General features: G+C 60.1%; 21 protein-coding genes. 13 read left to right on the top strand and 8 right to left on the bottom strand.

The window, feature by feature from the left end:
- Positions 1 to 56: 56 nt before the first annotated feature.
- Positions 57 to 524, top strand: coding sequence for a GyrI-like domain-containing protein (locus tag K0F75_RS17445; protein WP_219063201.1), 468 nt, complete (start codon positions 57 to 59; stop codon positions 522 to 524).
- A gap of 512 nt (positions 525 to 1,036) precedes the next feature.
- On the opposite strand, the gene K0F75_RS17450 is transcribed toward K0F75_RS17445, so the two are convergent.
- The 3 genes from K0F75_RS17450 to K0F75_RS17460 all read right to left on the bottom strand — a co-directional run bounded on the left by K0F75_RS17450 (position 1,037) and on the right by K0F75_RS17460 (position 4,215).
- Positions 1,037 to 2,194 carry a glycerate kinase gene (locus K0F75_RS17450; RefSeq protein ID WP_219063202.1) on the bottom strand — a complete coding sequence of 386 codons (1,158 nt, stop codon included), beginning with the start codon at positions 2,192 to 2,194 and terminating at the stop codon, positions 1,037 to 1,039.
- Between the two features lie 118 nt (positions 2,195 to 2,312).
- Positions 2,313 to 3,416 (bottom strand): sugar diacid recognition domain-containing protein, encoded by a 1,104-nt coding sequence (locus K0F75_RS17455; RefSeq protein ID WP_219063203.1) that lies wholly within the window; start codon positions 3,414 to 3,416, stop codon positions 2,313 to 2,315.
- A gap of 85 nt (positions 3,417 to 3,501) precedes the next feature.
- Complete coding sequence (locus K0F75_RS17460; RefSeq protein WP_219063250.1) at positions 3,502 to 4,215, bottom strand: FadR/GntR family transcriptional regulator; 714 nt, start codon at positions 4,213 to 4,215, stop codon at positions 3,502 to 3,504.
- 319 nt (positions 4,216 to 4,534) lie between these two features.
- On the opposite strand from K0F75_RS17460, the gene K0F75_RS17465 reads away from it, so the two are divergent.
- The 4 genes from K0F75_RS17465 (at position 4,535) to K0F75_RS17480 (ending at position 9,168) form a co-directional block, all read left to right on the top strand.
- Positions 4,535 to 5,881 carry an MFS transporter gene (locus tag K0F75_RS17465; RefSeq protein WP_219063204.1) on the top strand — a complete coding sequence of 449 codons (1,347 nt, stop codon included), beginning with the start codon at positions 4,535 to 4,537 and terminating at the stop codon, positions 5,879 to 5,881.
- Between the two features lie 87 nt (positions 5,882 to 5,968).
- Complete coding sequence (gene gudD, locus K0F75_RS17470; RefSeq protein ID WP_219063205.1) at positions 5,969 to 7,321, top strand: glucarate dehydratase; 1,353 nt, start codon at positions 5,969 to 5,971, stop codon at positions 7,319 to 7,321.
- A 140-nt stretch (positions 7,322 to 7,461) separates the two neighbouring features.
- Complete coding sequence (locus K0F75_RS17475) at positions 7,462 to 8,115, top strand: DUF1345 domain-containing protein (protein WP_219063206.1); 654 nt, start codon at positions 7,462 to 7,464, stop codon at positions 8,113 to 8,115.
- 87 nt (positions 8,116 to 8,202) lie between these two features.
- Complete coding sequence (locus tag K0F75_RS17480; protein WP_219063207.1) at positions 8,203 to 9,168, top strand: D-2-hydroxyacid dehydrogenase family protein; 966 nt, start codon at positions 8,203 to 8,205, stop codon at positions 9,166 to 9,168.
- 31 nt (positions 9,169 to 9,199) lie between these two features.
- On the opposite strand, the gene K0F75_RS17485 is transcribed toward K0F75_RS17480, so the two are convergent.
- On the bottom strand, positions 9,200 to 9,682 hold the full coding sequence (locus K0F75_RS17485; RefSeq protein WP_219063208.1) for a GNAT family N-acetyltransferase: 483 nt from the start codon (positions 9,680 to 9,682) through the stop codon (positions 9,200 to 9,202).
- Between the two features lie 151 nt (positions 9,683 to 9,833).
- On the opposite strand from K0F75_RS17485, the gene K0F75_RS17490 reads away from it, so the two are divergent.
- On the top strand, positions 9,834 to 10,736 hold the full coding sequence (locus K0F75_RS17490; RefSeq protein ID WP_219063209.1) for a formate/nitrite transporter family protein: 903 nt from the start codon (positions 9,834 to 9,836) through the stop codon (positions 10,734 to 10,736).
- Positions 10,737 to 11,060: 324 nt separating this feature from the next.
- Positions 11,061 to 12,278, top strand: a complete 1,218-nt coding sequence (locus tag K0F75_RS17495; RefSeq protein ID WP_257604421.1) for an MFS transporter — start codon at positions 11,061 to 11,063, stop codon at positions 12,276 to 12,278.
- A gap of 96 nt (positions 12,279 to 12,374) precedes the next feature.
- Here K0F75_RS17495 and lpdA read toward each other — a convergent pair whose 3' ends face one another.
- Genes lpdA through K0F75_RS17515 form a run of 4 tightly spaced genes read right to left on the bottom strand, consistent with a single transcriptional unit; the run spans position 12,375 to position 17,351 of the window.
- Complete coding sequence (lpdA, locus tag K0F75_RS17500) at positions 12,375 to 13,766, bottom strand: dihydrolipoyl dehydrogenase (protein WP_219063210.1); 1,392 nt, start codon at positions 13,764 to 13,766, stop codon at positions 12,375 to 12,377.
- 2 nt (positions 13,767 to 13,768) lie between these two features.
- Complete coding sequence (locus K0F75_RS17505) at positions 13,769 to 15,058, bottom strand: dihydrolipoamide acetyltransferase family protein (RefSeq protein WP_219063211.1); 1,290 nt, start codon at positions 15,056 to 15,058, stop codon at positions 13,769 to 13,771.
- The gene (locus tag K0F75_RS17510; protein WP_219063212.1) at positions 15,059 to 16,117 is read right to left on the bottom strand and encodes an alpha-ketoacid dehydrogenase subunit beta; all 1,059 of its coding nucleotides are present in this window, start codon (positions 16,115 to 16,117) and stop codon (positions 15,059 to 15,061) included.
- A gap of 1 nt (position 16,118) precedes the next feature.
- Positions 16,119 to 17,351 (bottom strand): 3-methyl-2-oxobutanoate dehydrogenase (2-methylpropanoyl-transferring) subunit alpha, encoded by a 1,233-nt coding sequence (locus K0F75_RS17515; RefSeq protein ID WP_219063213.1) that lies wholly within the window; start codon positions 17,349 to 17,351, stop codon positions 16,119 to 16,121.
- A gap of 209 nt (positions 17,352 to 17,560) precedes the next feature.
- On the opposite strand from K0F75_RS17515, the gene bkdR reads away from it, so the two are divergent.
- The 6 genes from bkdR to K0F75_RS17545 all read left to right on the top strand — a co-directional run bounded on the left by bkdR (position 17,561) and on the right by K0F75_RS17545 (position 24,684).
- Positions 17,561 to 18,049, top strand: a complete 489-nt coding sequence (bkdR, locus tag K0F75_RS17520; protein WP_219063214.1) for a Bkd operon transcriptional regulator BkdR — start codon at positions 17,561 to 17,563, stop codon at positions 18,047 to 18,049.
- A 106-nt stretch (positions 18,050 to 18,155) separates the two neighbouring features.
- Positions 18,156 to 19,619 (top strand): sigma-54 dependent transcriptional regulator, encoded by a 1,464-nt coding sequence (locus K0F75_RS17525; RefSeq protein ID WP_219063215.1) that lies wholly within the window; start codon positions 18,156 to 18,158, stop codon positions 19,617 to 19,619.
- On the top strand, positions 19,619 to 20,626 hold the full coding sequence (locus K0F75_RS17530; RefSeq protein ID WP_219063216.1) for a HupU protein: 1,008 nt from the start codon (positions 19,619 to 19,621) through the stop codon (positions 20,624 to 20,626). The genes K0F75_RS17525 and K0F75_RS17530 overlap by 1 nt, the downstream gene beginning before the upstream one ends.
- 9 nt (positions 20,627 to 20,635) lie before the next feature.
- A complete protein-coding gene (locus K0F75_RS17535; RefSeq protein WP_219063217.1) occupies positions 20,636 to 22,093 on the top strand; it encodes a nickel-dependent hydrogenase large subunit in 1,458 nt (485 codons plus the stop codon).
- A 14-nt stretch (positions 22,094 to 22,107) separates the two neighbouring features.
- Complete coding sequence (locus tag K0F75_RS17540; protein ID WP_219063218.1) at positions 22,108 to 23,433, top strand: ATP-binding protein; 1,326 nt, start codon at positions 22,108 to 22,110, stop codon at positions 23,431 to 23,433.
- Positions 23,434 to 23,613: 180 nt separating this feature from the next.
- Positions 23,614 to 24,684 carry a HoxN/HupN/NixA family nickel/cobalt transporter gene (locus K0F75_RS17545; protein WP_219063219.1) on the top strand — a complete coding sequence of 357 codons (1,071 nt, stop codon included), beginning with the start codon at positions 23,614 to 23,616 and terminating at the stop codon, positions 24,682 to 24,684.
- Positions 24,685 to 24,993 lie beyond the last annotated feature (309 nt).

Raw genomic sequence — 24,993 nt, forward strand, 5'->3', positions numbered from 1 at the left:
CGGCTGTGGGCGACCTGATCTATCATCAGCCATCCAGCGAGATGAAGGAGATCACCATGGACGTCACGATCAAACAATTGCCGCCCGCACGGGTCGCCTACATGCGCCTTACGGGTCCGTACGGCCCGGCTATCGGCGTATTCTGGCGTGAAGTGTTCGGTGTTTGGATGGAGCAGAATGGCCTATTGCAACGCGTTCGCTATGGCATCGGCCTTGACGATCCCACCATCACGCCGCCCGCTGAATGCCGCTACGACGCCTGTGTCGAAGTACCTGAAACCTTCGACGCTACCTCGCAAGTCCTGGTTCGCACCCTGCCCGGCGGTCAGTTTTCCTGTACAAGATTCGTCGGTACCGGCGCGGAAATCGGTGAGGCCTGGAACCGACTCTTCCGTGAACTGCCCACCCTCGGCATGCGAGCGGACGGTGGACCTTATTTCGAACGCTACGCGCAAGACTCCCACTACGACCCGCTGACCGGGGTGATGGAGTGTGAGCTGTGCATTCCGGTCCAGCCGCTGTAGTTCATGTTGGCGTTACACAGAATCCCTGTAGGAGGCCTCGCCGCGTCTTCGACGCTGCGCTGTCGCGCAGCAAACCAGGTTGTGATTTGTGTGTCGTAATCAGTGGTGGCGTGTCAGATGAGACGCCTTCGCGAATAAATTCGCTCTCACCGGGATCTTGATTTGCCTTTGGTTTTTGAGTGAATTGACTGCCGAATTACGGCGAGGCCCCGTTTCCAGAAGGCCGAGCGCAGGCGTTGCGCAGGGGGTGACGAGGCAAGGACGCCGAGTAAGCCGCACGGGGCCAGGGACGGCCCCTTGCGGCGCCCCCCGGAGCAACGCCGGAGCGAGGGTAGTCGGAGCCATGGCGAGGACCCGTATGGAGGGGCAAGCGTTTTCGGTTACCTTTTAGTGGTCCGGCATTCCGGCGTTTGTAAAAGGTGACACGCTGTAAGAGCGGAACCGTAATTCCAGCACACCCAAATGCCGGATATACACATCAAGACCAGCGCCAACTCATTGTTTTTAAATAATTAAAAATTAGTTTGATGAGAGCGCGACGCAGCCAACCGCCAGACCCGCGCCAGATCACGGGCTCGATCATGCAACAAGCTCGCGGCGTTGCGACAGGCATAACCGAGCGTCATTGGACCGCTGGTCAACGCAAACGCCGCACTGATGCCATGCGCGTACAGGTCGGCATAGCCCTCCCCCAACGTCCCGGCCAACACGATCACTGGCACCCCCTTGCGTTGGGCAATGCGGGCGACACCGAACGGGGTTTTACCCCGCAGCGTCTGGGCATCAAAACAGCCTTCGCCGGTGATCACCAAATCGGCACCGTCCAGCGCGTAGGCCAGGCCCACAAGATCGGCCACCACTTCTACGCCTGGGCGGAAGGTCGCATTCAGGTAAGCCTTCGCAGCGAAGCCCATACCTCCTGCCGCCCCGCAACCGGGTTGGTCGCGCACGTCATGACCCAGCACCTGGGCCGAATGATCGGCGAAATGCTCCAGCGCGGCATCCAGTTCCAGCACTTGCTGGGGGGATGCCCCTTTTTGTGGGCCAAAAATATGAGAGGCACCCTGCGGACCGCACAGAGGGTTGTCGACATCCGCAGCAACCTCGAAGCACACGTCGCGCAAACGTGCATCAAGACCGTCCAGTTCGATCCGTTGTACCTGCGCCAAAGCCTGACCACTCGGTGTCAGCGGCTGATCATTACCGTCGAGAAAACGCGCACCCAACGCCGACAGCATGCCACTGCCCGCATCATTGGTCGCGCTGCCGCCAATCGCCAGGATGATCCGTTGCGCGCCAGCGTCCAGCGCCGCACGAATCAACTCGCCCGTGCCATGCGTGCTACTCAGGCAAGCGTCCCTTTGCTCTAGGGTCAGTAACTGCAAGCCGCTGGCCATGGCCATTTCAATGATTGCGGTCCGGGTCTGCTCCAGCCAGCCCCACTGTGCCTCGACCGCAACACCCAGCGGTCCACTCACAGAGGTGCTCATCCACTGCCCATCACAGGCGGCCAGAACCGCTTCGATGGTGCCCTCACCCCCATCAGCCATCGGGCATTGAACCAACTCGGCGTCAGGCCAGACTTCTGCCAGGCCCCCGGCAATAGCATTGGCGACAGCCTGAGCACTCAGGCTGTCCTTGAAAGAGTCGGGTGCGATGACGATTTTCATGGGGGTCTCCTATCCGTAATGAGTGGATGTTCTCACCCTCGCCGAGGTTTTCCGCCTGACCTTCGCACAAGGAACGTCGGCGGTTATTGGTCATTGGACCAAAACGCCGTACTGGATTTTAGTCCGTGACGATTCGAGGCGTCATTTGCACGCCCAGATACAAGCGCAACAAATCGTCGGTTTTGTAGGGATCGCAGCCGCTGAGTTCAGCAACCTTTTCCAGTCGATAGCGCAGGCTGTTGCGGTGAATACCCAGCGCGTCTGCACAGGCCTGACTTTCACCGCTGTAGTCGAACCAACTGCGCAGGGTTTCCAGCAACTGCCCGCTGTTGCTTTTTTGCAGCCGGATAATCGGGTCGGCCACGCCTTGGGCGAGCCAATCGTTGCGATAACGCCAGAACAACACGGCCAGAAGATGAACGGCCAGGCGTAATAGCCGCTGCTGCGGATGGACATGCCGGGCATAGTCGAGCAAATCACGCCCCGCGGCACAGGCCTGGCGCAACGTCACCAGATCAGCCGATTGCTCGACCGTGACCATTCGCACCACGGGCCAGCCCTGCTCGTCGAACTGCTCCAGCAGCAGCGTATCGTCGCGTTCGTTACCTGCGGCGCGGCACCAGTGCAACAATGTCGGCTCGCGCACCACACACCAACTGTGGGCATAACGGGCGTTCAACCAAGTGGCAATCTGGTTGGCCGCAGGCGTTTGCGCAGGCAGCTCGATCAATACCGACTGACGCGGCAATTGCGGTTGCAGCCCCAGATGCTCGGCTTCGTCGACCTGGCTGTCAGGGCAGTCGACCAGCAACAACCGCGACAGCAGGTCCTCGCTGCGCTGATGCCGCCACTGTTGATCCGCCTGCTGGCGACGGTGCTCCATGAGCATCTCGGCAGTCATTTTCACCAGTTCGCCATAGACCCGGACCTCGTCCGGCTCACCGGTAATCCCCAGTACGCCCACCAGTTTCTGGTCAAGCATCAACGGCAGATTGACCCCCGGACGCACACCATTCAGATGCTTGGCCGTGTGCGAATCAATCTCCACCACCCGGCAGTTGGCCAACACCAACTGCGCGCCTTCATGCCGTGTATACAACCGATCGGCCTCGCCACTGCCGATGATGATACCCAGATAGTCCATCACATTGACGTTGCACGGCAGAATCGCCATGGCACGGTCGACGATGTCCTGCGCAAGGTCGTGATCAAGAGCGAACATGGCGAGCTCCGGGGAGAGTGGGGTTGTGAAGAGCCTGCCTGAGATACCGCATTCGCGAATGGACCAACGCGACATCTCATCCCGCCTACTCAATCGGCGCCAGACGTTCGCGACTGTTGGTCAAGTGGGTCCACATGGCGGCGCGGGCGGCGTCCGGGTCCTGGCGGCGAATCGCGTTCAGTAGCGCTTCATGTTCGAGGTTGGCCAGATAACCATGGTGAGCGAGGGTGTTACCGGCACGTTCGCTCGACGCAATACGGCTGCGCGGAATCATGGCACTGCCCAGGTGCTGCATGATCTCAATGAAGCACGGATTGCCAGTCGCTTCGGCGATCAACAGGTGAAAACGTCTGTCCGCCTCGACGCAGCTGTCGTCCTTGGCCAACAGGTCCTGATAATCATCCAGAGCCTGACGCATGGCGACCAGTTGCTCATCCGTACGGCGCCGGGCAGCCAGCGCCACCGCCTGAGTTTCCAGACCGATGCGCAGTTCGATGATGTCACGCACGCTGGCGGCGGTTTCCACTTTCAGACGCAAACCGGTCTGACCTTGATGCTCAAGCACAAAGGTGCCGATGCCATGGCGGGTTTCAACCAGCCCTGACGCCTGCAACTTGGAAATCGCCTCACGAACCACGGTGCGACTGACGCCGTGCTCGCGCACAATTTCATTTTCCGAAGGCAGTTTTTCCCCCGGATTGATCTTGCCCAGCAGGATGCGCTGGCTCAGTTGCGTCACCAGATCGGTGGCCAGGCTGTGCGAACGCTGTTTGGGGGCGACACGGATTGGGTCGTGCATGCGGATGATGTCCAGATAAAACGTTGAACGCTGCGATAGCGGGATCATACCACCAGCCAAGGGGGCAAGAACCTGCAACAGAAAGCGCCGTCCACTCGCGAAAAACCTCACGCCAGCTTGTATGACAACCTGTTAAATACTTCCTGAATCTCTATCCACCCCCTTAAAGCACGACCCCTGGAAAAGCGCATAAAACAGCGCAATTACTCACCAACAACCTCTTGCAGAGTAAAATTTTACTTGTATGATGACTTCCAACCAGGCGCATGACCTTGGTGCAACTCAACCCGCATAAAAATAACGAGTGGGAGATCCAACTGTGACTACATCCAATTCCAGGGTGAACGAGGGCGCGAGCTCGGCGCTGCTTTCGGCCGTGTCGAAAGTGAAGCGCCATGTACTGCCGCTGTTCGTCATCATGTTCATCGTCAACTACATCGACCGAGTCAATATCGGCTTCGTTCGCACCTACATGGAACACGACCTGGGCATCGGCGCTGCCGCCTACGGTTTGGGCGCCGGCTTGTTCTTTATCGGCTACGCGCTGTTTGAAGTCCCCTCCAACATTCTGCTGCAAAAGGTCGGCGCGCGAATCTGGCTGACCCGCATCATGCTGACCTGGGGCCTGGTGGCTGCGGGAATGGCGTTTATCCAGAACGAAACCCACTTCTACATCCTGCGTTTTCTGCTCGGCGTCGCTGAAGCCGGCTTCTTCCCTGGCGTCATCTACTACTTCACCCGCTGGCTACCAGGGGTCGAGCGTGGCAAGGCCATTGCTATTTTCCTCAGCGGTTCGGCGATTGCATCCCTGATCTCTGGCCCGCTGTCGGGTGCGCTGCTCCAGGTGAGTGGCTTGGGTTTGCATGGTTGGCAGTGGATGTACTTCATTGAAGGCATGGTCTCGGTCTGCCTGTGCTTCTTCGTCTGGTTCTGGCTGGACTCCAAGCCCCACGATGCCAAGTGGCTGAGCCGCGACGAGCAAGATGCGCTGGTCAATGCCATCGACGCAGAGCAACTGGAGCGCGAAGCCGCCACACCGATCAAGCCGTCGCTGACCACCTTGCTCAAGGATCGGCAGATCATCCTCTTCTGTGTGATCTACTTCTTTATCCAGCTGACCATCTACGCCGCCACCTTCTGGCTGCCCAGCATCATCAAGAAGATGGGCGACCTCAGCGACATGCAGGTGGGGCTGTTCAACTCCATCCCGTGGTTGCTGTCGATTATCGGCATGTACGCCTTCGCCTCGTTCTCGGCGAAATGGAAACACCAGCAAGCGTGGGTTGCCGTAGCCCTACTGATCGCCGCTGCCGGGATGTTCATGTCCACCACTGGCGGGCCGGTCCTCGCCTTCGTCGCGATCTGCTTTGCGGCACTGGGTTTCAAATCGGCATCGTCGCTGTTCTGGCCCATTCCGCAGGCCTATCTGGATGCGCGGATCGCTGCCGGGGTCATCGCACTGATCAACTCGGTCGGCAACCTCGGCGGGTTCGTCGCCCCGACAACCTTCGGCTGGCTTGAAGAACACACAGGTTCAATTCAGGGCGGCCTGTACGGCCTGGCCGGGACCTCGATCATTGCCGCGATCATCGTTTTCGCCGCACGCAACACACCCAAGGGAGCACCCGCCACGATTGCAGGAAAAACGGCGCCGACCCACTCCTGATGCTAATGGCAGCGCGTCGAGACTGATCGATTCAGTGCTCGGCGCCGCCCCGAAACGACCGAATACCTATTTTTACAGGATCACACCATGACCACCTTGAACTCCGAAGTTGTGGGCAAAGCCCCCGTCATCACCAGCATGCAGATCGTTCCCGTGGCCGGCCACGACGGAATGCTCCTGAACCTGAGCGGCGCTCATGGGCCGTTTTTCACCCGCAACATCGTGATCCTCAAGGACAACGCAGGGCATACCGGCGTCGGCGAAGTACCGGGCGGCGAACGCATCCGCCAGACCCTGGAAGACGCCCGCTCGTTGGTCGTCGGCAACCCGATTGGCACGTACCAAAAGATTCTCAATCAGGTACGCCAGACGTTCGCCGAGCGTGACTCCGGCGGCCGAGGCCTGCAAACGTTCGACTTGCGCATCACCATCCATGCCGTCACTGGCCTGGAAGCCGCCATGCTGGACTTGCTCGGCCAGCACCTGGACGTGCCCGTCGCAGCCCTGCTTGGCGAAGGCCAGCAGCGCGACGAAGTGAAGATGCTTGGCTATCTGTTCTACGTTGGTGACCGCAACAAGACCGACCTGGCCTACCGCAGCGAACCTGACGCCGACAACGATTGGTTTCGCGTGCGCCATGAACACGCCATGACGGCTGAAGCCGTGGTGCGCCTGGCTGAAGCGGCCCACGCAAAATATGGCTTCAAAGACTTCAAACTCAAGGGCGGCGTGTTGCGCGGCGAAGAGGAGATCGAAGCGGTTACCGCCCTCGCCGAACGCTTCCCGGACGCACGCATCACCCTGGACCCCAACGGCGCCTGGTCGCTGAAAGAGGCGATCCGTCTATGCCGCGACCAGCATCATGTGCTGGCCTACGCCGAAGACCCCTGCGGCGCGGAAAACGGTTTTTCCGGTCGCGAAGTCATGGCCGAGTTTCGTCGCGCCACGGGCATGAAGACCGCCACCAACATGATCGCCACCGATTGGCGCGAAATGGGCCATGCGATCCAGTTGCAGTCAGTCGACATCCCGCTGGCCGACCCGCATTTCTGGACCATGCAAGGTTCCGTCCGCGTGGCGCAGATGTGCAACGAATGGGGCCTGACCTGGGGCTCGCATTCGAATAACCACTTCGACATCTCCCTGGCAATGTTCACCCACGTCGCAGCGGCGGCACCGGGCGACATCACTGCCATCGACACCCACTGGATCTGGCAGGACGGGCAACGCCTGACCAAAGCCCCGCTGCAGATCGTCGACGGCTGCGTGCAAGTACCGAAAAAACCGGGGCTGGGCGTTGAGTTGGACATGGACCAGCTCGCTCAGGCTCACGAGCTGTACAAGGGCATGGGGCTGGGCGCGAGGGATGACAGCGTGGCCATGCAGTTTCTGATTCCAGGCTGGTCGTTCAATAACAAGCGTCCGTGCCTTGTTCGTTAAGTTGCAGAGGCGATAAGTTGCACGTGCGGTAAGGCTATTGCCAACGTGGCGAACGGCGCGGAATCACTTCCGCGCCGTTTTTTCTTCTGGCGCAGAGGCCGTGCTAAGGTTCGCGCAGACCCTGACTGCGATGCCCTCCGATGCCCCATCTCGTCCATACCCACCCTCGCCTGACCGCTGCGGCACTGCTCGGTTGTGTCGGTGGTTTTCTTTCCAGCTACGTTGTTCCCGACCTCGCGCCCACCACTCAAATATTGATTGGCTGGAACGCTGGGGTCTGGACCTATCTGATCCTGATGATCTGGCTGACGTTTCGCGCACAGGCAGAGGATGTCAAACGCTTCGCTATTATTGAGGACGAAAATGCCGGGCTGGTGCTGGCGACGGTATGCGTGGCAGCGATTGCCAGCCTTGCCGCCATCGCTCTGGAGCTGGTCGGCAGCAAGGACTTGAGTGCCCATGACAAGGCTCTGCACTACGGTTTTACTGGCTTGACCGTCGTCGGCTCCTGGTTGCTCACCGGCGTGATTTTCAGCCTGCATTACGCGCGCCTATTCTACACCGCCACCACCAAGGAACCCCCTCTGCGCTTTGCCGATGGCGAGAAAAAACCGGACTATTGGGACTTTCTCTACTTCTCGTTCACCATCAGCGTCGCCGTACAAACAGCAGACGTTGGCGTCGCAAGCAGAGACATGCGCAAAACCGTGCTGGCTCAGTCACTGATCGGCTTTTTGTTCAACACCGCTATTCTGGGGTTCTCGATCAACATCGCAGCAGGGCTGTTTGGTTGAGTGGAGCCCTGTTTCGATCGCAGGCTACCCGGCGGCACGGCTAGTCCCGCGAATAATCCCACTGTGTTTTTGACGAGGAAAACCTCAATGACTGAACATTCCCTCTTACAGATCGCCGTGCTCGATGACTGGCAATCGGTGGCGAATAACGTGGTGGACTGGACCGTTCTCGACGCCATCGGCAAAGTCCGTTTCCTGCATGAGTTCCCGGCAGATACCGCCAGCATGGTGGCGCGCCTGGAGTCGTTTGACGTGGTGTGTGTCATGCGTGAACGCACCCTGTTCAACGAAGCCTTGTTGAGCCAGTTGCCGCGCCTGAAATTATTGGTCACTGGCGGCATGCGCAATGCCGCCATCGACCTCCCGGCGGCCGCACGATTGGGCATTCAGGTGTGTGGCACTGACAGCTACAAGAACGCCGCCCCGGAAATGACCTGGGCCCTGATCATGGGAATTACCCGCAACCTGGTGGGCGAAGCCAATTCGTTGCGCGAGGGCGGCTGGCAGATCGGCCTGGGCGGCGATTTGTACGGCAAAACCTTGGGGATTCTCGGCCTCGGCAGCATCGGCAAATGGATTGCACGCTATGGCCAGGCCTTTGGCATGCGGGTTATCGCCTGGAGCGAAAACCTCACGGCCGAGCGCGCAGCGGAATCGGGCGTGACGTACGTCAGCAAGCAAGCGCTGTTTGAACAGGCGGATGTATTGTCGGTGCACCTGGTGCTCAGCGACCGCAGTCGTGGGATAGTCGATGCACAGGCGCTGAGCTGGATGAAACCCACCGCGTACCTGATCAACACCGCACGCGGACCGATCATCGACGAAGCGGCATTGATCAACGCGCTGCAACACCGCCGAATCGCCGGGGCAGCGCTGGATGTGTATGAACCGGAACCCCTGCCCGCCGACCATCCATTCCGGCACATGGACAACGTGCTGGCGACCCCGCACATCGGCTATGTCACCGAGAACAATTACCGGACCTTCTTCAGTCAAATGATCGAAGACATCCAGGCCTGGCACGGTGGCAAACCGATTCGGGTGTTTGATTGATCATGACGGTCGGGACAAGCGTGCGCAGCACCTACTCGCCCAACGCAAAACTCTTCAGGGTTTCGCCATCCAGCCGGTAGCGAACCCACTCATCCTGCGATGCGGCGCCGATGGCTTTATAAAAATCGATAGCCGGCGTGTTCCAGTCCAGCACGCTCCATTCGAAACGACCACAACCGCTGTCGTACGCCAGTTTCGCCAGATACCGGAGCATTTTTTTGCCCGCCCCGCCACCACGATGGCTGGCCGAGATGAACAGGTCTTCCAGGTACAAGCCCTTGCGCCCCTGCCAAGTGGAATAGCTCAAGAAGTACACGGCGAAACCAATCGGCTGATCGTCTGACAGGCAGATCAAAGCCCGTGCTGGCGACGGCTCATCGAACAGGCTGCGCTCGATGTCCGCCACACTGGCCAATACTTCGTGCTCGGCCTTCTCGTAGATCGCCAGTTCAGTGATAAAACCCAGAATAACCCCGGCATCGGCCCTGGTCGCTTCGCGGATATGGATGCTCACGGTCACGCTCCTGAATTGAAAGGTTCTACTTAACGAAATGCTCTTACCCCGAAGGGCGAACGCTCAGCAGCGGATTGTGTCTTAACCCTCAGTGCCGTGCAGCATTCGATGCACGACTTAGCGATGTTATTGAACTCGACCCGAGGCGCTTATGGACCGTAAAGAAGATGGCAAGACCCCAGGTCTGTCCGCTGAAGAAGAAAGAGAGGTCGACAAGAACCAGCCCCCGCGTGCCGCCGTGCTGCACGAAACCATTCGCCTCCAGGGTGATCAGGAGCTGGAACGCAGCATCGCCGCCCTTTGGTGGTCGGCCCTTGCCGCCGGTCTGACCATGGGTTTGTCACTGATGGCCATGGGGCTGTTCAATGCACGGCTGCCCGCCAGCGAGGCCAGCAAAGTGATCGCCAGCCTGGGGTATTCGGCGGGGTTTCTTGCGGTAATTCTGGCGCGTCAGCAGTTGTTCACCGAAAACACCCTGACCGCCGTGCTCCCGGTGATGACCAAGCCAACACTGGGCAACTTCGGTCGGCTCTTGCGTTTGTGGGGCGTGGTGCTGGTCGGCAACCTGACCGGTACCCTGCTGGTGGCCTACGTCATGCTGCACTTGCCGATTTTCGATGCAAAAACCGATGCAGCGTTTCTCGATATTGGCCGCAAGGTCATGGAAAACAGCGCGAGCCAGATGTTTTCCAAAGGCATCATTTCCGGCTGGATGATCGCCACCATGGTCTGGATGATCCCGTCCATGGAGAGCGCGAAAATCTGGATCATCATCCTCATCACCTACCTGATGGCCTTGGGCGATTTCACCCACATCGTCGTCGGTTCGGCCGAGGTTTCATACCTGGTGTTCGCCGGTCAACTGCCGTGGAAAGACTTCTGGCTGATCTTTGCCGGGCCGACCCTGGCCGGCAACATTATCGGCGGCAGCTTTATTTTCGCCCTGATCAGCCATGCCCAAATCCGCAGTGAAAGCGGTCCGCCCAAACAACAAGGAAGCAAGGACCGGGGTCAGCCTGACAAACACAAGAATGAAGAGATCAAGCGCGGATAAGAACGCGCGCCTATCTGGAAACGGAACGTCGCGCCTCAACGCTGCTAACGGCAAATTGTTAGGCAAAGGCGGCGCGACCGAGCTGTTGGGGCTTAAACCGACGACATTGGCTTCGCGGTTAAAGCGGTTGGTTATTGAGTTGGAAAACGGAAATAAAGGGCAAGTACCCCATCATTATTTTCAGGAATAGTCGCTATCACCCTCGCACCCCTTCTTACTTCGCGGCAGAACAATTAGCCTGCGCGCAATCTATTACCAGACAGCCTTTCGCGCGCGTGTTGCAGGCGTGTTTGGCTCACTTGTCCGCCCGAGAACGCTTTTCTTATGAGTACCACGACCCAAACCCGCCACGCCGAGGCCCCCACGATGACGCGAGGCATGGTGATGCTGTTCGCGTTTTGCTGTGGCGCTATCGTCGGCAATATCTATTACGCCCAGCCCATCATCGAGCTGATTGCGCCGGACATCGGCCTGTCCAGCACCATGGCCAGCGTGATCGTGTCGCTGACCCAGATCGGCTATGCGCTTGGGCTGTTCTTCCTGGTGCCGCTGGGTGATTTGCTGGAGAACCGACGGTTGATGATCATGACTTCGCTGTTGGCCATCATCAGCTTGTTGGGCGCAGCGTTCAGTCAACAACCGAATGTGTTTTTGCTTGCGTCGTTGTTGGTGGGGTTCAGTTCAGTGTCGGTGCAAATCCTGATCCCGCTGGCAGCGCATCTGGCACCGGAGGAATCCCGAGGTCGGGTCGTTGGCGGGATCATGGGCGGGTTACTGCTGGGGATTCTGCTGGCGCGGCCACTGTCCAGCGTGATCGCCGACCACTTCGGCTGGCGAGCGGTGTTTGTCTCGGCATCGGTACTGATGATGATCATCAGTGTGGTGCTCGCCACCACCATGCCCAAACGCCAACCTGACCATAGCGCCTCGTACGGGCAACTGCTGTTTTCGCTGTGGACCTTGCTGCGTACGCAACCCGTGTTACGTCAGCGGGCGTTCTACCAAGGGTTGATGTTTGCTGCGTTCAGCCTGTTCTGGACCGCCGTGCCGCTGGAGCTGGCACGCAACCATGGCCTGTCGCAGACACAAATCGCCTTGTTCGCACTGGTCGGGGCCATCGGCGCGATCGCAGCGCCCATCAGTGGGCGTCTGGCCGATGCCGGCCACACCCGCGTTGCCAGCCTCGGGGCATTGGTCCTGGCGGCCTTGAGTTTCCTGCCGACGCTTATTCACCCTGTTTACAGCGTGATCGGGCTGGCTGTGACCGGTGTGGTCCTGGACTTCTGCGTGCAGATGAACATGGTACTAGGCCAGCGTGCGGTCTACGCCCTGGATGCCACCAGCCGCAGCCGCCTGAATGCGCTGTACATGACCAGTATTTTCATCGGCGGGGCCTTCGGCTCGGCGATTGCCAGTGTGCTGTATGACCACGGCGGCTGGCTGTGGATCGTCGTTGCCGGCAGCGCGTTCCCGGTGGTAGCGCTGCTCAGTTTCCTGAAAAACGCGTCAGGCGAACGGCGCGACGCTGTCATCGCTGGCTGATCAGCGCATTGACCCGTCCTGAAAATGAGGGGCGCCCGGCTCGAAGCCTTCGCGCACTAAACTGCGCGTACCGGGGCGCCCCACAGGTTCAGATCGTCAGAGATGCAACGCATGCCCCAACGCACGCAACGCCGCTTCCTGGACCGCTTCGCCGAGTGTCGGGTGAGCGTGGATGGTGCCTGCGATGTCTTCCAGGCGAGCGCCCATTTCCAGGGATTGGGCAAAGGCCGTGGACAGCTCTGACACGCCGACCCCAACTGCTTGCCAGCCGAGGATCAGGTGATTGTCACTTCGTGCGACCACTCGCACGAAACCGCTTTTCGATTCCAGAGTCATCGCCCGGCCATTGGCCGCGAACGGGAAGTTGGCGACCAGCACCTCCAACCCTTCGGCCTTGGCCTCCTGAGGCGTCTTGCCGACCACCACCAGTTCTGGATCGGTGAAGCACACGGCGGCAATCGCCACGGGATTGAATTCGCGCTGTTTGCCGGCGACCAGCTCTGCAACCATTTCGCCTTGAGCCATGGCGCGGTGAGCGAGCATCGGCTCCCCCGCCAGATCGCCGATGGCCCAGACATTGCGCATGCTGGTCTGGCAACGCTCGTCGATCTTGATTGCCGCGCCGTTCATGTCCAGCGCCAAGGCTTCGAGGCTCCAGCCTTGGGTATGCGGACGACGACCGACAGCGACCAACACCTGATCAGCTTCCAGCGCCAGCGTCTCGCCCTCTGGATTGCACACCTGCAAGGTCTGCGTGGCCGGGTCGAAACCTTCGACGCTGTGCTGCAGGTACAGCTTCACACCGAGGGTTTTCAGGGTCTCGGCAATCGGCTGGGTCAGTTCCTGATCGTAAGCCGGCAAGATCCGGTCGCGGGCCTCGACCACGCTGACGTCGGCGCCCAATTTGCTGTAGGCAATGCCCAGTTCCAGACCAATATAACCGGCACCGACCACGATCAAGCGCTTGGGGATGGCGCTGGGTGTCAGCGCTTCAGTGGACGAAATGATCGGCCCACCGAGGGGCAGCATCGGCAGATTGACCGAGGTCGACCCGGTGGCCAGCAGCAGGTGCTCGCACTGAATACGCATGCCAGCGCCTTCAACCTCGACGGTCTTGCCGTCAATGATGCGCGCCCAGCCGTGAATGACCTGAACCTTGTTTTTCTTCAGCAAGGCCGCGACGCCCGAGGTCAAGCGGTCAACGATGCCGTTCTTCCAGTTCACGCTTTGGCCAATGTCCAGCGTGGGCGGCTGGACACTGATGCCCAGCGACGAGCCTTGACTGAAGCGCGTGGTCTGATGGAACTGTTCAGCGACGTGGATCAGCGCCTTGGACGGTATGCAGCCGACGTTCAGGCAGGTGCCACCCAATGTCTGGCCTTCGATCAAAATAGTCGGTATGCCCAACTGCCCGGCACGAATCGCCGCGACATAACCGCCGGGGCCGCCGCCGATGATCAGCAAGGTGGTGCTCAGAGTCTGCTGCATGATTACTCCACAAACAGGGTGGCGGGTTGTTCGAGCAAGCCACAAATGGCCTGGATGAATTGCGCCGCGTCCATGCCATCGACCACGCGATGATCGAAGGAGCTGGAGAGGTTCATCATTTTTCGAATCACGATCTGGCCTTTAATCACCATCGGCCGCTCGACGATGCGATTGACGCCGACGATGGCCACTTCCGGCAGATTAAGTACCGGCGTACTGACGATGCCGCCCAATGCGCCGAGGCTGGTCAGGGTAATCGTGGAACCGGACATCTCCTCGCGACTGGCTTTGCCTGTACGTGCCGCGCTGGCCAGACGGGAGATTTCCTCAGCGTTGGCCCACAGGCTGCGGGCTTCGGCGTGACGGACCACGGGCACCATCAGGCCGTTATCGCTTTGGGTCGCGACACCGACATGCACCGCGCCGTGACGGGTGATGATTTGCGCCTCATCGTCGTAGCGGGCGTTGATCTGCGGGAAGTCGCGCAGGGCCACCACCATGGCGCGCACAAGGAACGGCAACAACGTCAGCTTGCCGCGACTGGCACCCCATTTTTCATTGAGGTGAACACGCAGTTCTTCGAGCGCAGTGACGTCCACTTCTTCGACATAACTGAAGTGCGCCGCGCGGCGTGTCGCGTCTTGCATGCGTTGGGCAATTTTGCGCCGCAGGCCGATCACCGGAATCTGCTGTTCATCATTGCGCTCTGCGTAAGCGGCTGCGGGGGCAGCGCTGGCCTGCTGGCTCTGCTCGATATACGCGTCCAGATCTTCATGCCGAATGATGCCGGCCGGACCGCTGCCCTGCACAAAACGCAATTCGATACCCGCATCCAGAGCCCGCTTGCGCACGGCTGGCGAGGCTAACGGACGATCATCGGCCTGACGGGTAGACCGGGCTTCAAGCGAGCGCTTTACACCGGGGACAGGCGCGGCTTGAGGTTTGGCTTCAGCCACGACGCTGACATCGACCTTGGGCGGAGCGACAGGCGTTGGCTGATGAGCAGGTTCAGCCACGGCAGTCGAGGCAGTCTCCTTGAGGTTACCGGCGCCTTCGACTTCGATCCGAATCAGCTCACTGCCTACAGCCATGACTTCACCGGGCTGCCCACCAAGAGCAATCACCTTGCCGTGTACCGGGGACGGGATATCGACCATCGCCTTGTCGGTCATGACATCGGCCAGCACCTGGTCTTCAACGACCATATCGCCGACCTTGACGTGCCACTGAGACAATTCGACTTCTGCAATGCCTTCACCAATGTCCGGCATTTTAATAACGTGCGTGCCCATTCAGACCTCCATGACCCGTTTCAAAGCCGCACCCACTCGGGATGGACCGGGGAAATACGCCCACTCTTGAGCATGAGGATAAGGGGTATCCCATCCGGTGACGCGCTCGATAGGCGCTTCCAGATAGTGGAAGCAGTGTTCTTGTACCAGCGCGACCAGTTCGGCGCCAAAGCCGCAGGTGCGCGTGGCTTCGTGAACCACCACACAGCGACCGGTTTTCTTCACCGAATTGACGATGGTTTCCAGGTCCAACGGCCATAGGCTGCGCAGGTCGATGACTTCAGCGTCGACGCCGGTCTCCTCGGCCGCCACTTGAGACACATACACGGTGGTGCCATAGGTCAGCACGGTGACGTCGTTGCCGGGACGGGCAATTGCCGCCACGTCCAGCGGCACTTTGTAATAACCGTCAGGCACAACGCTAGCCGGGTGTTTCGACCACGGCGTTACCGGCCGGTCGTGATGACCATCGAACGGGCCGTTATACAGGCGTTTGGGTTCAAGAAAAATAACCGGGTCATCATTCTCGATGGAGGCGATCAACAGGCCCTTGGCGTCATAGGGGTTGGACGGCATGACCGTGCGCAAACCGCAGACCTGGGTGAACATTGCCTCAATGCTTTGGCTGTGAGTCTGACCACCATAAATGCCGCCACCGCAGGGCATGCGCAGGGTCAATGGGGCGGTGAACTCGCCGGCCGAGCGATAACGCAAACGTGCGGCTTCAGAAATGATCTGATCCGACGCCGGGTAGACGTAATCGGCGAACTGAATCTCGACCACTGGCCGCAATCCGTAAGCCCCCATGCCCACCGCGACGCCGACGATCCCGCTTTCGGAGATCGGCGCATCGAACACTCGCGAGGTGCCGTATTTGCCTTGCAGGCCTTCGGTGCACCGAAAAACCCCACCGAAATAACCCACGTCCTGGCCAAACACGACCACTTTATTGTCGCGCTCAAGCATCACGTCCATGGCCGAGCGCAGCGCCTGGATCATGGTCATGTTGGTGGTGGTCATGGCGGTGTCCAACTGGATGTCGTTGTTGAAATCGTTCATGTCAAATCCCCAGTTCCTGACGTTGGCGACGGAGGTGCTCGGGCATCTCTTTGTAAACATCGTCGAACATCGTTGCGGCGCTAGGCATTTGCCCGCCAGCCAAGGTGCCGTAGCGTTCGGCTTCTTTCTGCGCGGCGATGATTTCGGCTTCGAGTTCAGCGCTGGTGGCCGCGTGTTCCTCTTCGGACCATTGGCCGATGCGGATCAGGTGTTGCTTGAGGCGCACAATCGGGTCGCCCAACGGGAAGTGACTCCAGTCATCGGCAGGACGGTATTTGGACGGATCATCCGACGTCGAGTGCGGGCCGGCGCGGTAGGTCACCCACTCGATCAGAGTCGGACCCAGGTTGCGCCGGGCGCGTTCAGCCGCCCAGGCCGAGGCCGCGTAGACCGCGATGAAATCGTTGCCATCCACCCGCAGCGAGGCAATCCCGCAGCCCACACCGCGACCGGCAAACGTCGTTGCTTCGCCGCCGGCAATGGCCTGGAAGGTAGAGATTGCCCATTGATTGTTGACCACGTTGAGGATCACCGGCGCGCGGTAGACGTGGGCGAACGTGAGGGCGGTGTGGAAATCCGATTCGGCGGTGGCGCCATCACCGATCCAGGCCGACGCAATTTTAGTATCGCCCTTGATCGCCGACGCCATGCCCCAGCCGACCGCCTGAACGAATTGAGTGGCCAGGTTGCCGGAGATGGAGAAAAAACCGAAGTCACGCACTGAGTACATGATCGGCAGTTGCCGTCCTTTGAGGGGGTCGCGTTCGTTGGACAACAGTTGGCAAATCAGATCCACCAACGGCACTTCGCGAGCCATCAGGATGCTTTGCTGACGATAGGTCGGAAAGCACATGTCGGTCACGTTCAACGCCAAGGCCTGGGCGCTGCCAATGGCCTCTTCACCAAGACTCTGCATATAGAACGACATTTTCTTCTGGCGCTGGGCGACGACCATGCGGTTGTCGAAAATCCGCGTCTTGAGCATGGCACGCATGCCTTTACGCAAGATTTCGACAGAAACGCCTTCAGCCCATGGGCCGAGTGCCTGACCTTGATCGTCGAGTACCCGAATCAGGCCTTTGGCGAGGTCAGCGGTATCGGACGGTTCGACATCTATCGGGGGCTTGCGGACGAGACCGGCATCGTTCAGATGCAGGTACGAGAAATCGGTTTTACAGCCTGGACGGCCAGAAGGTTCAGGAACGTGCAGGCGCAGGGGTTCGTATTCGTTCATGGGCTTTCTCTACGCTCGCTTTTGTCATGTGTTTTTGTTGGGCGCTGGAGCTTGTTCAATCACTGGACGCCGATATTCCCTTTGGAAAATCTTGTCCTACACAAATCATAGGCCTGAGCGTGGAGAATATTTTTCTCAACTTCGTTGCGTGCAGAGCCATTTAAAGATATTTATTCTGAATAAATAGAATAAACAGGCGTATTTGTCTCATGAGAAAGCTTGATCGTACTGACATAGGGATTCTCAACAGTCTTCAAGAGAATGCCCGGATCACCAATGCCGACCTCGCACGCTCCGTCAATCTCTCCCCTACCCCGTGCTTCAACCGGGTCAAGGCGATGGAAGACCTCGGGCTCATCCGTCAACAAGTCACCCTACTGGACCCGGAGCTATTAGGGCTGCACGTCAACGTGTTTATCCATGTCAGCCTGGAAAAGCAGGTCGAGGAAGCCTTGCACGAGTTCGAAGAGGCCATCGCCAATCGTCCCGAAGTGATGGAGTGCTATTTGATGGCGGGCGACCCGGATTACTTGATTCGGGTGCTGGTGCCGACCATTCAGGCGCTGGAACGGTTTCTGCTCGATTTTCTGACCAAAGTGCCAGGAGTGGCCAACATTCGCTCCAACTTCGCGCTCAAACAGGTGCGCTACAAAACGGCGTTGCCGTTGCCAGCCAACGGGATGAGTCTGGAGCGCTAGTGGGCCTGGTACGGACGCTTGTCAGCCATCGCCGTGTTACTATCGCCGCTCATTCGCAGCCGCCTGGCATCGTCGTGAAATCTTCTCTTCTCTTCTTTTTTTCCCCATGACCTCGACGTCCGATACCCAACCCGACTTGCCGACAATTCTTGTTGTCGATGACGAGTTACGCTCGCGGGAGTCGCTGTGTCGGGTGCTGAATCAAGAGTTTGAAGTGCTCCTCGCCGACTCGGCGATCGAGGCTCGCAAGCTGCTCGAAGAGCACCCGGTCTCGGTGATTATCTGCGACCAGCGCATGCCCGGCATGAGTGGCATCGAGTTCCTCCAGGAAGCGCGCGAGCGCTGGCCGGAAGTGGTGCGTATAGTCCTTTCCGGCTACACCGATTCGGAAGACATCATCAACGGCATCAACCTCGCCGGGATCTATCAGTATCTGCTCAAGCCCTGGTTACCGGAGCACTTACTGAGCACTGTACGCAACGCGGTGGAAAGCCAGGCCCTGCAAAATCATATGCAACGACTGGACCTGGAGTTGCGCGCTGGCACTCCGGTGCTGCGACGGCGCAACCAGGAAACCCTTTCCCGGGTCCGTGAAACCTTCGATTTTTCACGCATTGTGCGTGCCGTTGGCGGACCGCTGGATGCGCTCTGTGAAATGGCCGCGCGCGTTGCACGTTATGACCTTTCAGTGCTGCTGCTGGGTGAGTCGGGCACCGGCAAGGAACTGCTCGCTCGCGGCATTCACTATGCCAGCCCGCGAGCAGCCAACGCGTTTGTCATGGAGAACTGCGCGGCGCTGCCCGACACCTTGCTTGAGTCCGAGCTTTTCGGTCACAAGCGTGGCGCCTTCACCGGCGCCCACCAGGATCACATCGGCCTGTTCCAGCGGGCAAACGGCGGCACCCTGCTGCTCGACGAGATCGGTGACACCTCACCGGCGTTTCAGGTCAAGTTATTGCGGGTTCTGCAGGAAGGCGAGTTACGCCCGGTCGGCGCGTCCAGCACAGTACGAGTCGACGTTCGGGTCATTGCTGCGACCCACCGCGATCTCGAAGAAGACGTGCGCGCCGGGCGTTTCCGTAGCGACCTTTATTACCGGCTGGCGGGTGTCAGCCTGGCGCTGCCGCCCCTGCGCGAACGCAGCGCTGACGTATTACCGATTGCCAACAAGTTACTGGATGACGCCCGCCAGGAACTCGATCTACCCGAATTGAACTTCGCCAACGATGCCTTGGCCAGCCTGATCGGCTACTCCTGGCCCGGCAATATCCGCGAACTGCGCAATGAGATCTACCGCGCCGCTGCCTTGTCCGATGGCGCGCAAATCAACGCGCGGGCCTTCTCCTGGCGCGTTTTGCAAGGCCAGGCCAGACTTGCCCTGTCCACCAGTACACCGACCTCAAGCCCGACCGGAACACTGCAAGAGCAACTCGACGCCATCGAGGCAACCCTGTTAAAAGAGTCGTTGTTGCGCCATCGCTGGAACAAGACCCACGCGGCCCGTGAGTTGGGCCTGTCTCGCGTAGGCTTACGGCAGAAACTGCGCCGCTTCGGTTTGGAGGAGTCCTGATGAAAGACAACGCGTTCAACGTGCTTTGGCTCCAATCGGGTGGCTGTGGGGGCTGCACGATGTCGCTGCTGTGCGCCGATACTCAGGACTTCGCAGGCATGTGGCGCAGTGCCGGAATCGAACTGCTCTGGCACCCGTCGCTGTCGCTGGAAACCGGCGACGAAATGGTCAGCATCCTCAACGACTGCTTGCAAGGCCGTACCCGTCTCGACGCTCTGTGCATCGAAGGCTCCATGCTTCGCGGCCCCAACGGCACCGGGCGCTTTCACATGCTGGCCGGCACGGGTCGGGCAATGATCGACTGGGTTCGGGACCTGGCCGGGGTGGCCGAGTACACCCTGGGCATCGGTACCTGCGCCGCGTATGGTGGCATCACCGCTGCCGGCAACAACCCGACGGACGCCTGCGGCCTGCAATACGACGGCCATCGCCTGGGCGGCTTGCTGGGTGCCGATTACCGTTCACGTCGCGGCCTGCCGGTGATCAACGTCGCCGGATGCCCGACTCACCCTGGCTGGGTCACCGACACACTCATGTCGCTGGCCGCCGGCCTGTTCGCCGAGCCCGACCTGGATGTCCTGGGGCGGCCGCGCTTCTACGCCGATCAACTGGTTCACCACGGCTGCACGCGTAACGAGTTCTACGAATACAAGGCCAGCGCCGAGAAACCTTCGGACCTCGGCTGCATGATGGAGAACCTCGGCTGCAAGGGCACCCAGGCCCACGCCGATTGCAATACACGCTTGTGGAATGGCGAGGGTTCCTGCACCCGTGGCGGCTATGCCTGCATCAACTGCACCGCCCCTGGCTTCGAAGAACCGGGGCATGCGTTCAACCTCACGCCCAAGGTGGCAGGCATTCCCATCGGCCTGCCAACCGACATGCCCAAAGCCTGGTTTGTCGCCCTGTCAGCGCTGTCCAAATCGGCAACGCCCAAGCGGGTCAAGCAGAACGCCACGTCCGACCATCAACTCATCGCGCCCGTTGTGCTTATCCCACGGCGTTAGGAAAGCCTTATGTCACGTCTGGTGGTAGGTCCTTTCAATCGTGTCGAAGGTGACCTCGAAGTGCAACTTGAAGTGGAGGATGGCCGCGTGCGTTCGGCGCAGGTCAACGCCACCATGTTTCGCGGCTTCGAGCAGATACTGCTGCAACACGCCCCGCTTGATGCGCTGGTCTATGCCCCACGCATCTGTGGCATTTGCTCGGTATCCCAGTCGATTGCCGCCGCCCGTGCACTGGCCTCACTGGCCGGTGTGCAACCGCCTGACAACGGTCTGCTGACGATCAATCTCATGGCGGCGACAGAGAATCTCGCTGACCATCTGACTCATTTCTATTTATTTTTCATGCCCGACTTCGTGCGCCCGGCGTATGCAGGACGACCGTGGTACGCAGCCGCTCAGGCGCGCTTTACGCCGGGCCAGGGCAGCCAGCAACGTCTGGCGGTGTCCGCCCGCAAACGCTGGCTGGACCTGATCGGTACCTTGGGCGGAAAGTGGCCGCACACTGGCTCCATCCAGCCCGGCGGCTCGACCCGAGCCATTGATGCGGCCGAACGTCTGCGTTTGCTGACACGGGTTCGCGAGTTCCGCCAATTTCTCGAAACGGAGCTGTTCGCTACCCCACTGGAGCGCATCGTCGGGCTTGGCAGCGAAAACGAACTCTGGGCCTGGCAGGCAGAAGCGCCGGGCCAAGGCGATTTGCGCCAATTCCTCGACATCGCGCTGGACAGCGGACTGGAACATCTCGGTCCGGGACCGGGGCTCTACCTGTCTTATGGCGCCTATCCGCAGCCCGACGGGCACATGGTGTTCCCACAAGGTCTGTGGAACGCGGTCACGCAGCGAGTAGAAAGCCTGGACCTGGCTGATATCAGCGAGGACGCCGCCCACGCCTGGCTGGATGACAGCGGCGGCCCCCTGCATCCGGCCCAAGGCCAAACCGAACCGCTGGCTGAAAAACCTGCCGCCTATACCTGGAACAAAGCCCCACGACTGGCAGGCGCGGTACTCGAAACCGGGGCCTTGGCCCGTCAACTGATCGCTGGCCAACCGTTGCTGCGCGACGCCGTCGCCCGCTGCGGAGCAACCGTCTACACCCGCGTGCTGGCCAGGCTGATGGAGCTGGCCCGCGTGGTACCGCTGATGGAGCAGTGGCTGATGGCCCTGCGCCCCGGCGAACCCTATTATCGCGCCGCAGAACTGCCCGACAACGGCAGCGCCGTGGGCCTCACTGAAGCGGCGCGCGGCGCCCTCGGCCATTGGCTTCGGGTCGAGCACGGACGCATCGCCAGCTACCAGATCATCGCGCCGACCACCTGGAACTTTTCCCCGCGTGACGCCCAGGGTCGGCCCGGCGCACTGGAGCAAGCCCTTGAGGGCGCGCCCGTGCTGCCCGGCGAGAAAACACCGGTTGCGGTGCAGCATATCGTTCGTTCTTTCGACCCGTGCATGGTTTGCACGGTGCATTGAACCAGGAGAACGTCATGGCGCGCAAAGCAGCGCCCGGCAACCTCGACGAGGACGCCTGGCTGGAAGTGATCGGCAAGATGGATGAAGTCTATTCACAGCTGGTGCAGGACGAAATCGCCCTGGAAGAAAAAAATGCCGAGCTGGAGCAATCGCAGCAGTTCATCGCAGGGCTGCTGTCGTCCATGTCCGACGTGCTACTGGCCTGCGACCCGGACGGGCGCATCGAAGAATCCAACAATGCCCTGCGCACGCTGGTAGGACGCGACGAACAGACGCTGCTTGGCAGCCCGGTCTACGCCTTGCTGGCCGATGCGCGAAGTGACGAACAACTGCGCAAGACATTGGCCGGCCTGCGCAGACCCAATGCCAGCGCCAGCCTCGAACTGAACTTCAAGGACGCCCTTGGCGCGCCACTGCCCGTAGACATCAGCTGCACCGTGCGCAGTACTGGCAACGGACGCTGCATCGGTCACGTGCTCGTGGGGCGCCCGCTGGGTGAGCTGAAACACGCCTACCGCCAGTTGCACGAAGCCCACGAAGCCCTTAAGCGCACCCAGCAACAACTGCTGCATGCGGAGAAAATGGCCTCCCTCGGTCGGCTGGTCGCCGGGGTCGCCCACGAACTGAACAACCCGATCAGTTTCGTGCTCGCCAATGCCCATGTTCTGGGGGGTTACCGAGAGCGTCTTGAGCAGTATCTGGAGGCAGTCAACGCCGACGAACCACGGGAGATACGCGAAGCCCTGCGCCGACAGTTGCGCATCGACCCACTGCTGGCCGACCTGCCGTCGCTGATCGAGGGCACTCTGGAAGGCGCGCAACGGACCGCCGACATTGTCAGCGCGCTGAAGCGTTTTTCGGCGGTGGATCGCGAGACGCTGGGCGAGGTTGCGCTGAACGAAGTGGTCGAGCGAGCTATTCACTGGATCACCCGGGGCATCGCACCGGACCTGCGCGTGCACTGGCACCCCGACAGTGCACCCTGCGTGCACGGCAACAGCGGACAGTTGCTGCAAGTGCTGATGAACCTGATGCAAAACGCCTACGACGCCGCCCAGGCCGCCGAGCGCGAAACAGCGGAAGTGTGGATAAGCGTCGAACAGGAGCCCGGCTGGGTCACCCTGCGCCTGCGCGACAATGGCAGCGGCATTGCCGCAGAGCATCTGACCCAAGTGTTCGATCCCTTCTTCAGCACCAAGCCGGTCGGCAAGGGCACAGGCCTGGGGCTGTCGATCAGCTACAGCATTGTCGAACGCTGCGGTGGCCGCCTGATCGCAGGCAATCATCCTCAAGGCGGGGCCGAGTTCACCCTGATCATCCCCAGTCAGTTCGCTGACTAAGCGCAGACGCGCCGAGTGCCACTGCAAAGTGAGTGTCCATTTACCCACGAACAGTGCAAAAGCAGTGTCCAGCGCACGCCACACAAACACGGCTGCTACGCGGTCGAACGGGGCTGGCACAGGGTTTGTATGACATTCTCTTTGATTTCCAGCCTGCCCCCCCTTCCTTGCGGAGTACTCATGCCTGTATCCAACGCCGCCGGAACCGCCAAAAGCGTGGCACCTTTGATCTTCAAGCGCCACGTGGTGATGATTTTCGGCGGCCTGCTCGCCGTCAATCTTATGGCCTGGCTCTGGGCCTTCATTGCCTTTCGCGACTACCCGTTGCTGCTCGGCACCGCGTTCCTCGCCTACAGCTTCGGCCTGCGTCATGCCGTCGATGCGGACCATATCGCCGCCATCGACAACGTCACTCGCAAGCTGATTCAAGAGGGTCAACAGACCGCCACCGTAGGCCTGTTCTTTTCCCTGGGGCACAGCACCATCGTGATCCTCGCGACCTTGGTCATCGCCCTGACCGCCTCGACGTTCAAGGCGGACATTGAAGCGTTCCACGGTATCGGCGGCCTGATTGGCACCTCGGTTTCCGCCGTCTTCCTGCTATTGGTGGCGCTGATCAACCTGATCATCCTGCGCTCGGTGTACCTGGCTTTTCGCCGGGTCCGGCGCGGCGAGCGGGTCGGCGAACAAGAGATGAATGCACTGCTGGCGGGCGGTGGCCTGATTGCGCGGCTGGTACGCCCACTGTTCGGCCTGATCAGCCGCAGCTGGCACCTTTACCCACTGGGCTTTCTGTTTGGCCTGGGCTTCGATACCGCCACGGAAATCGGTTTGCTGGGCATTTCAGCGGCACAGGCTTCGCAGGACTTGCCCATCTGGTCGATCCTGGTCTTCCCCGCGCTGTTCACCGCAGGCATGGCGCTGGTCGATACCGCCGACAGCGTGATGATGACCGGCGCCTACCACTGGGCGCTGATCAAACCTGCGCGCAAGCTCTACTACAACCTGACCATCACCTCGGTCTCGGTGTTGGTGGCGCTGCTGGTGGGTGGCCTGGAAGTGCTGCACCTGATTGCCTCGCGCCTGGGCCTTGAAGGTGGCGCATGGGACGTTATCGCGTCCCTGAACGACGACTTCGGCTTGATCGGCTACCTGATCATCGGACTCTTCATCCTCACGTGGACCCTCTCCCTGCTGTTCTACCGCCTTAAAGGCTACGACCGGCTGGACCTGGATTACCCCGCGGCTTAAAGCGGGTCCCAGCCTGACAAACAGGTCGGAGCGTGAGGGGCAGCGCTGTCTGAGCGACAGCGCTGCCCCTCACCGATCAGCCCGTTACCAGTAAAGCAGACCAGTGGAAACCAAGTATCCACCGCTGCGCGTTCAACCCTAAAGCGCAATGCCCGAACACGAATAAAAACTCCTTAAAAAACAACCACATACATGAAATTAAGCGCTACCCGGCAAGACCGCGACGAAATGGCACAGGTCTTGTAGTTACCAGGTATTACTTTCAGTACGCGGCGTGCAACCCCACTCGAAGAATATTCCTGGGGAGGA

Source organism: Pseudomonas sp. UMAB-08, from assembly GCF_900095225.1.
Lineage (GTDB): Bacteria > Pseudomonadota > Gammaproteobacteria > Pseudomonadales > Pseudomonadaceae > Aquipseudomonas.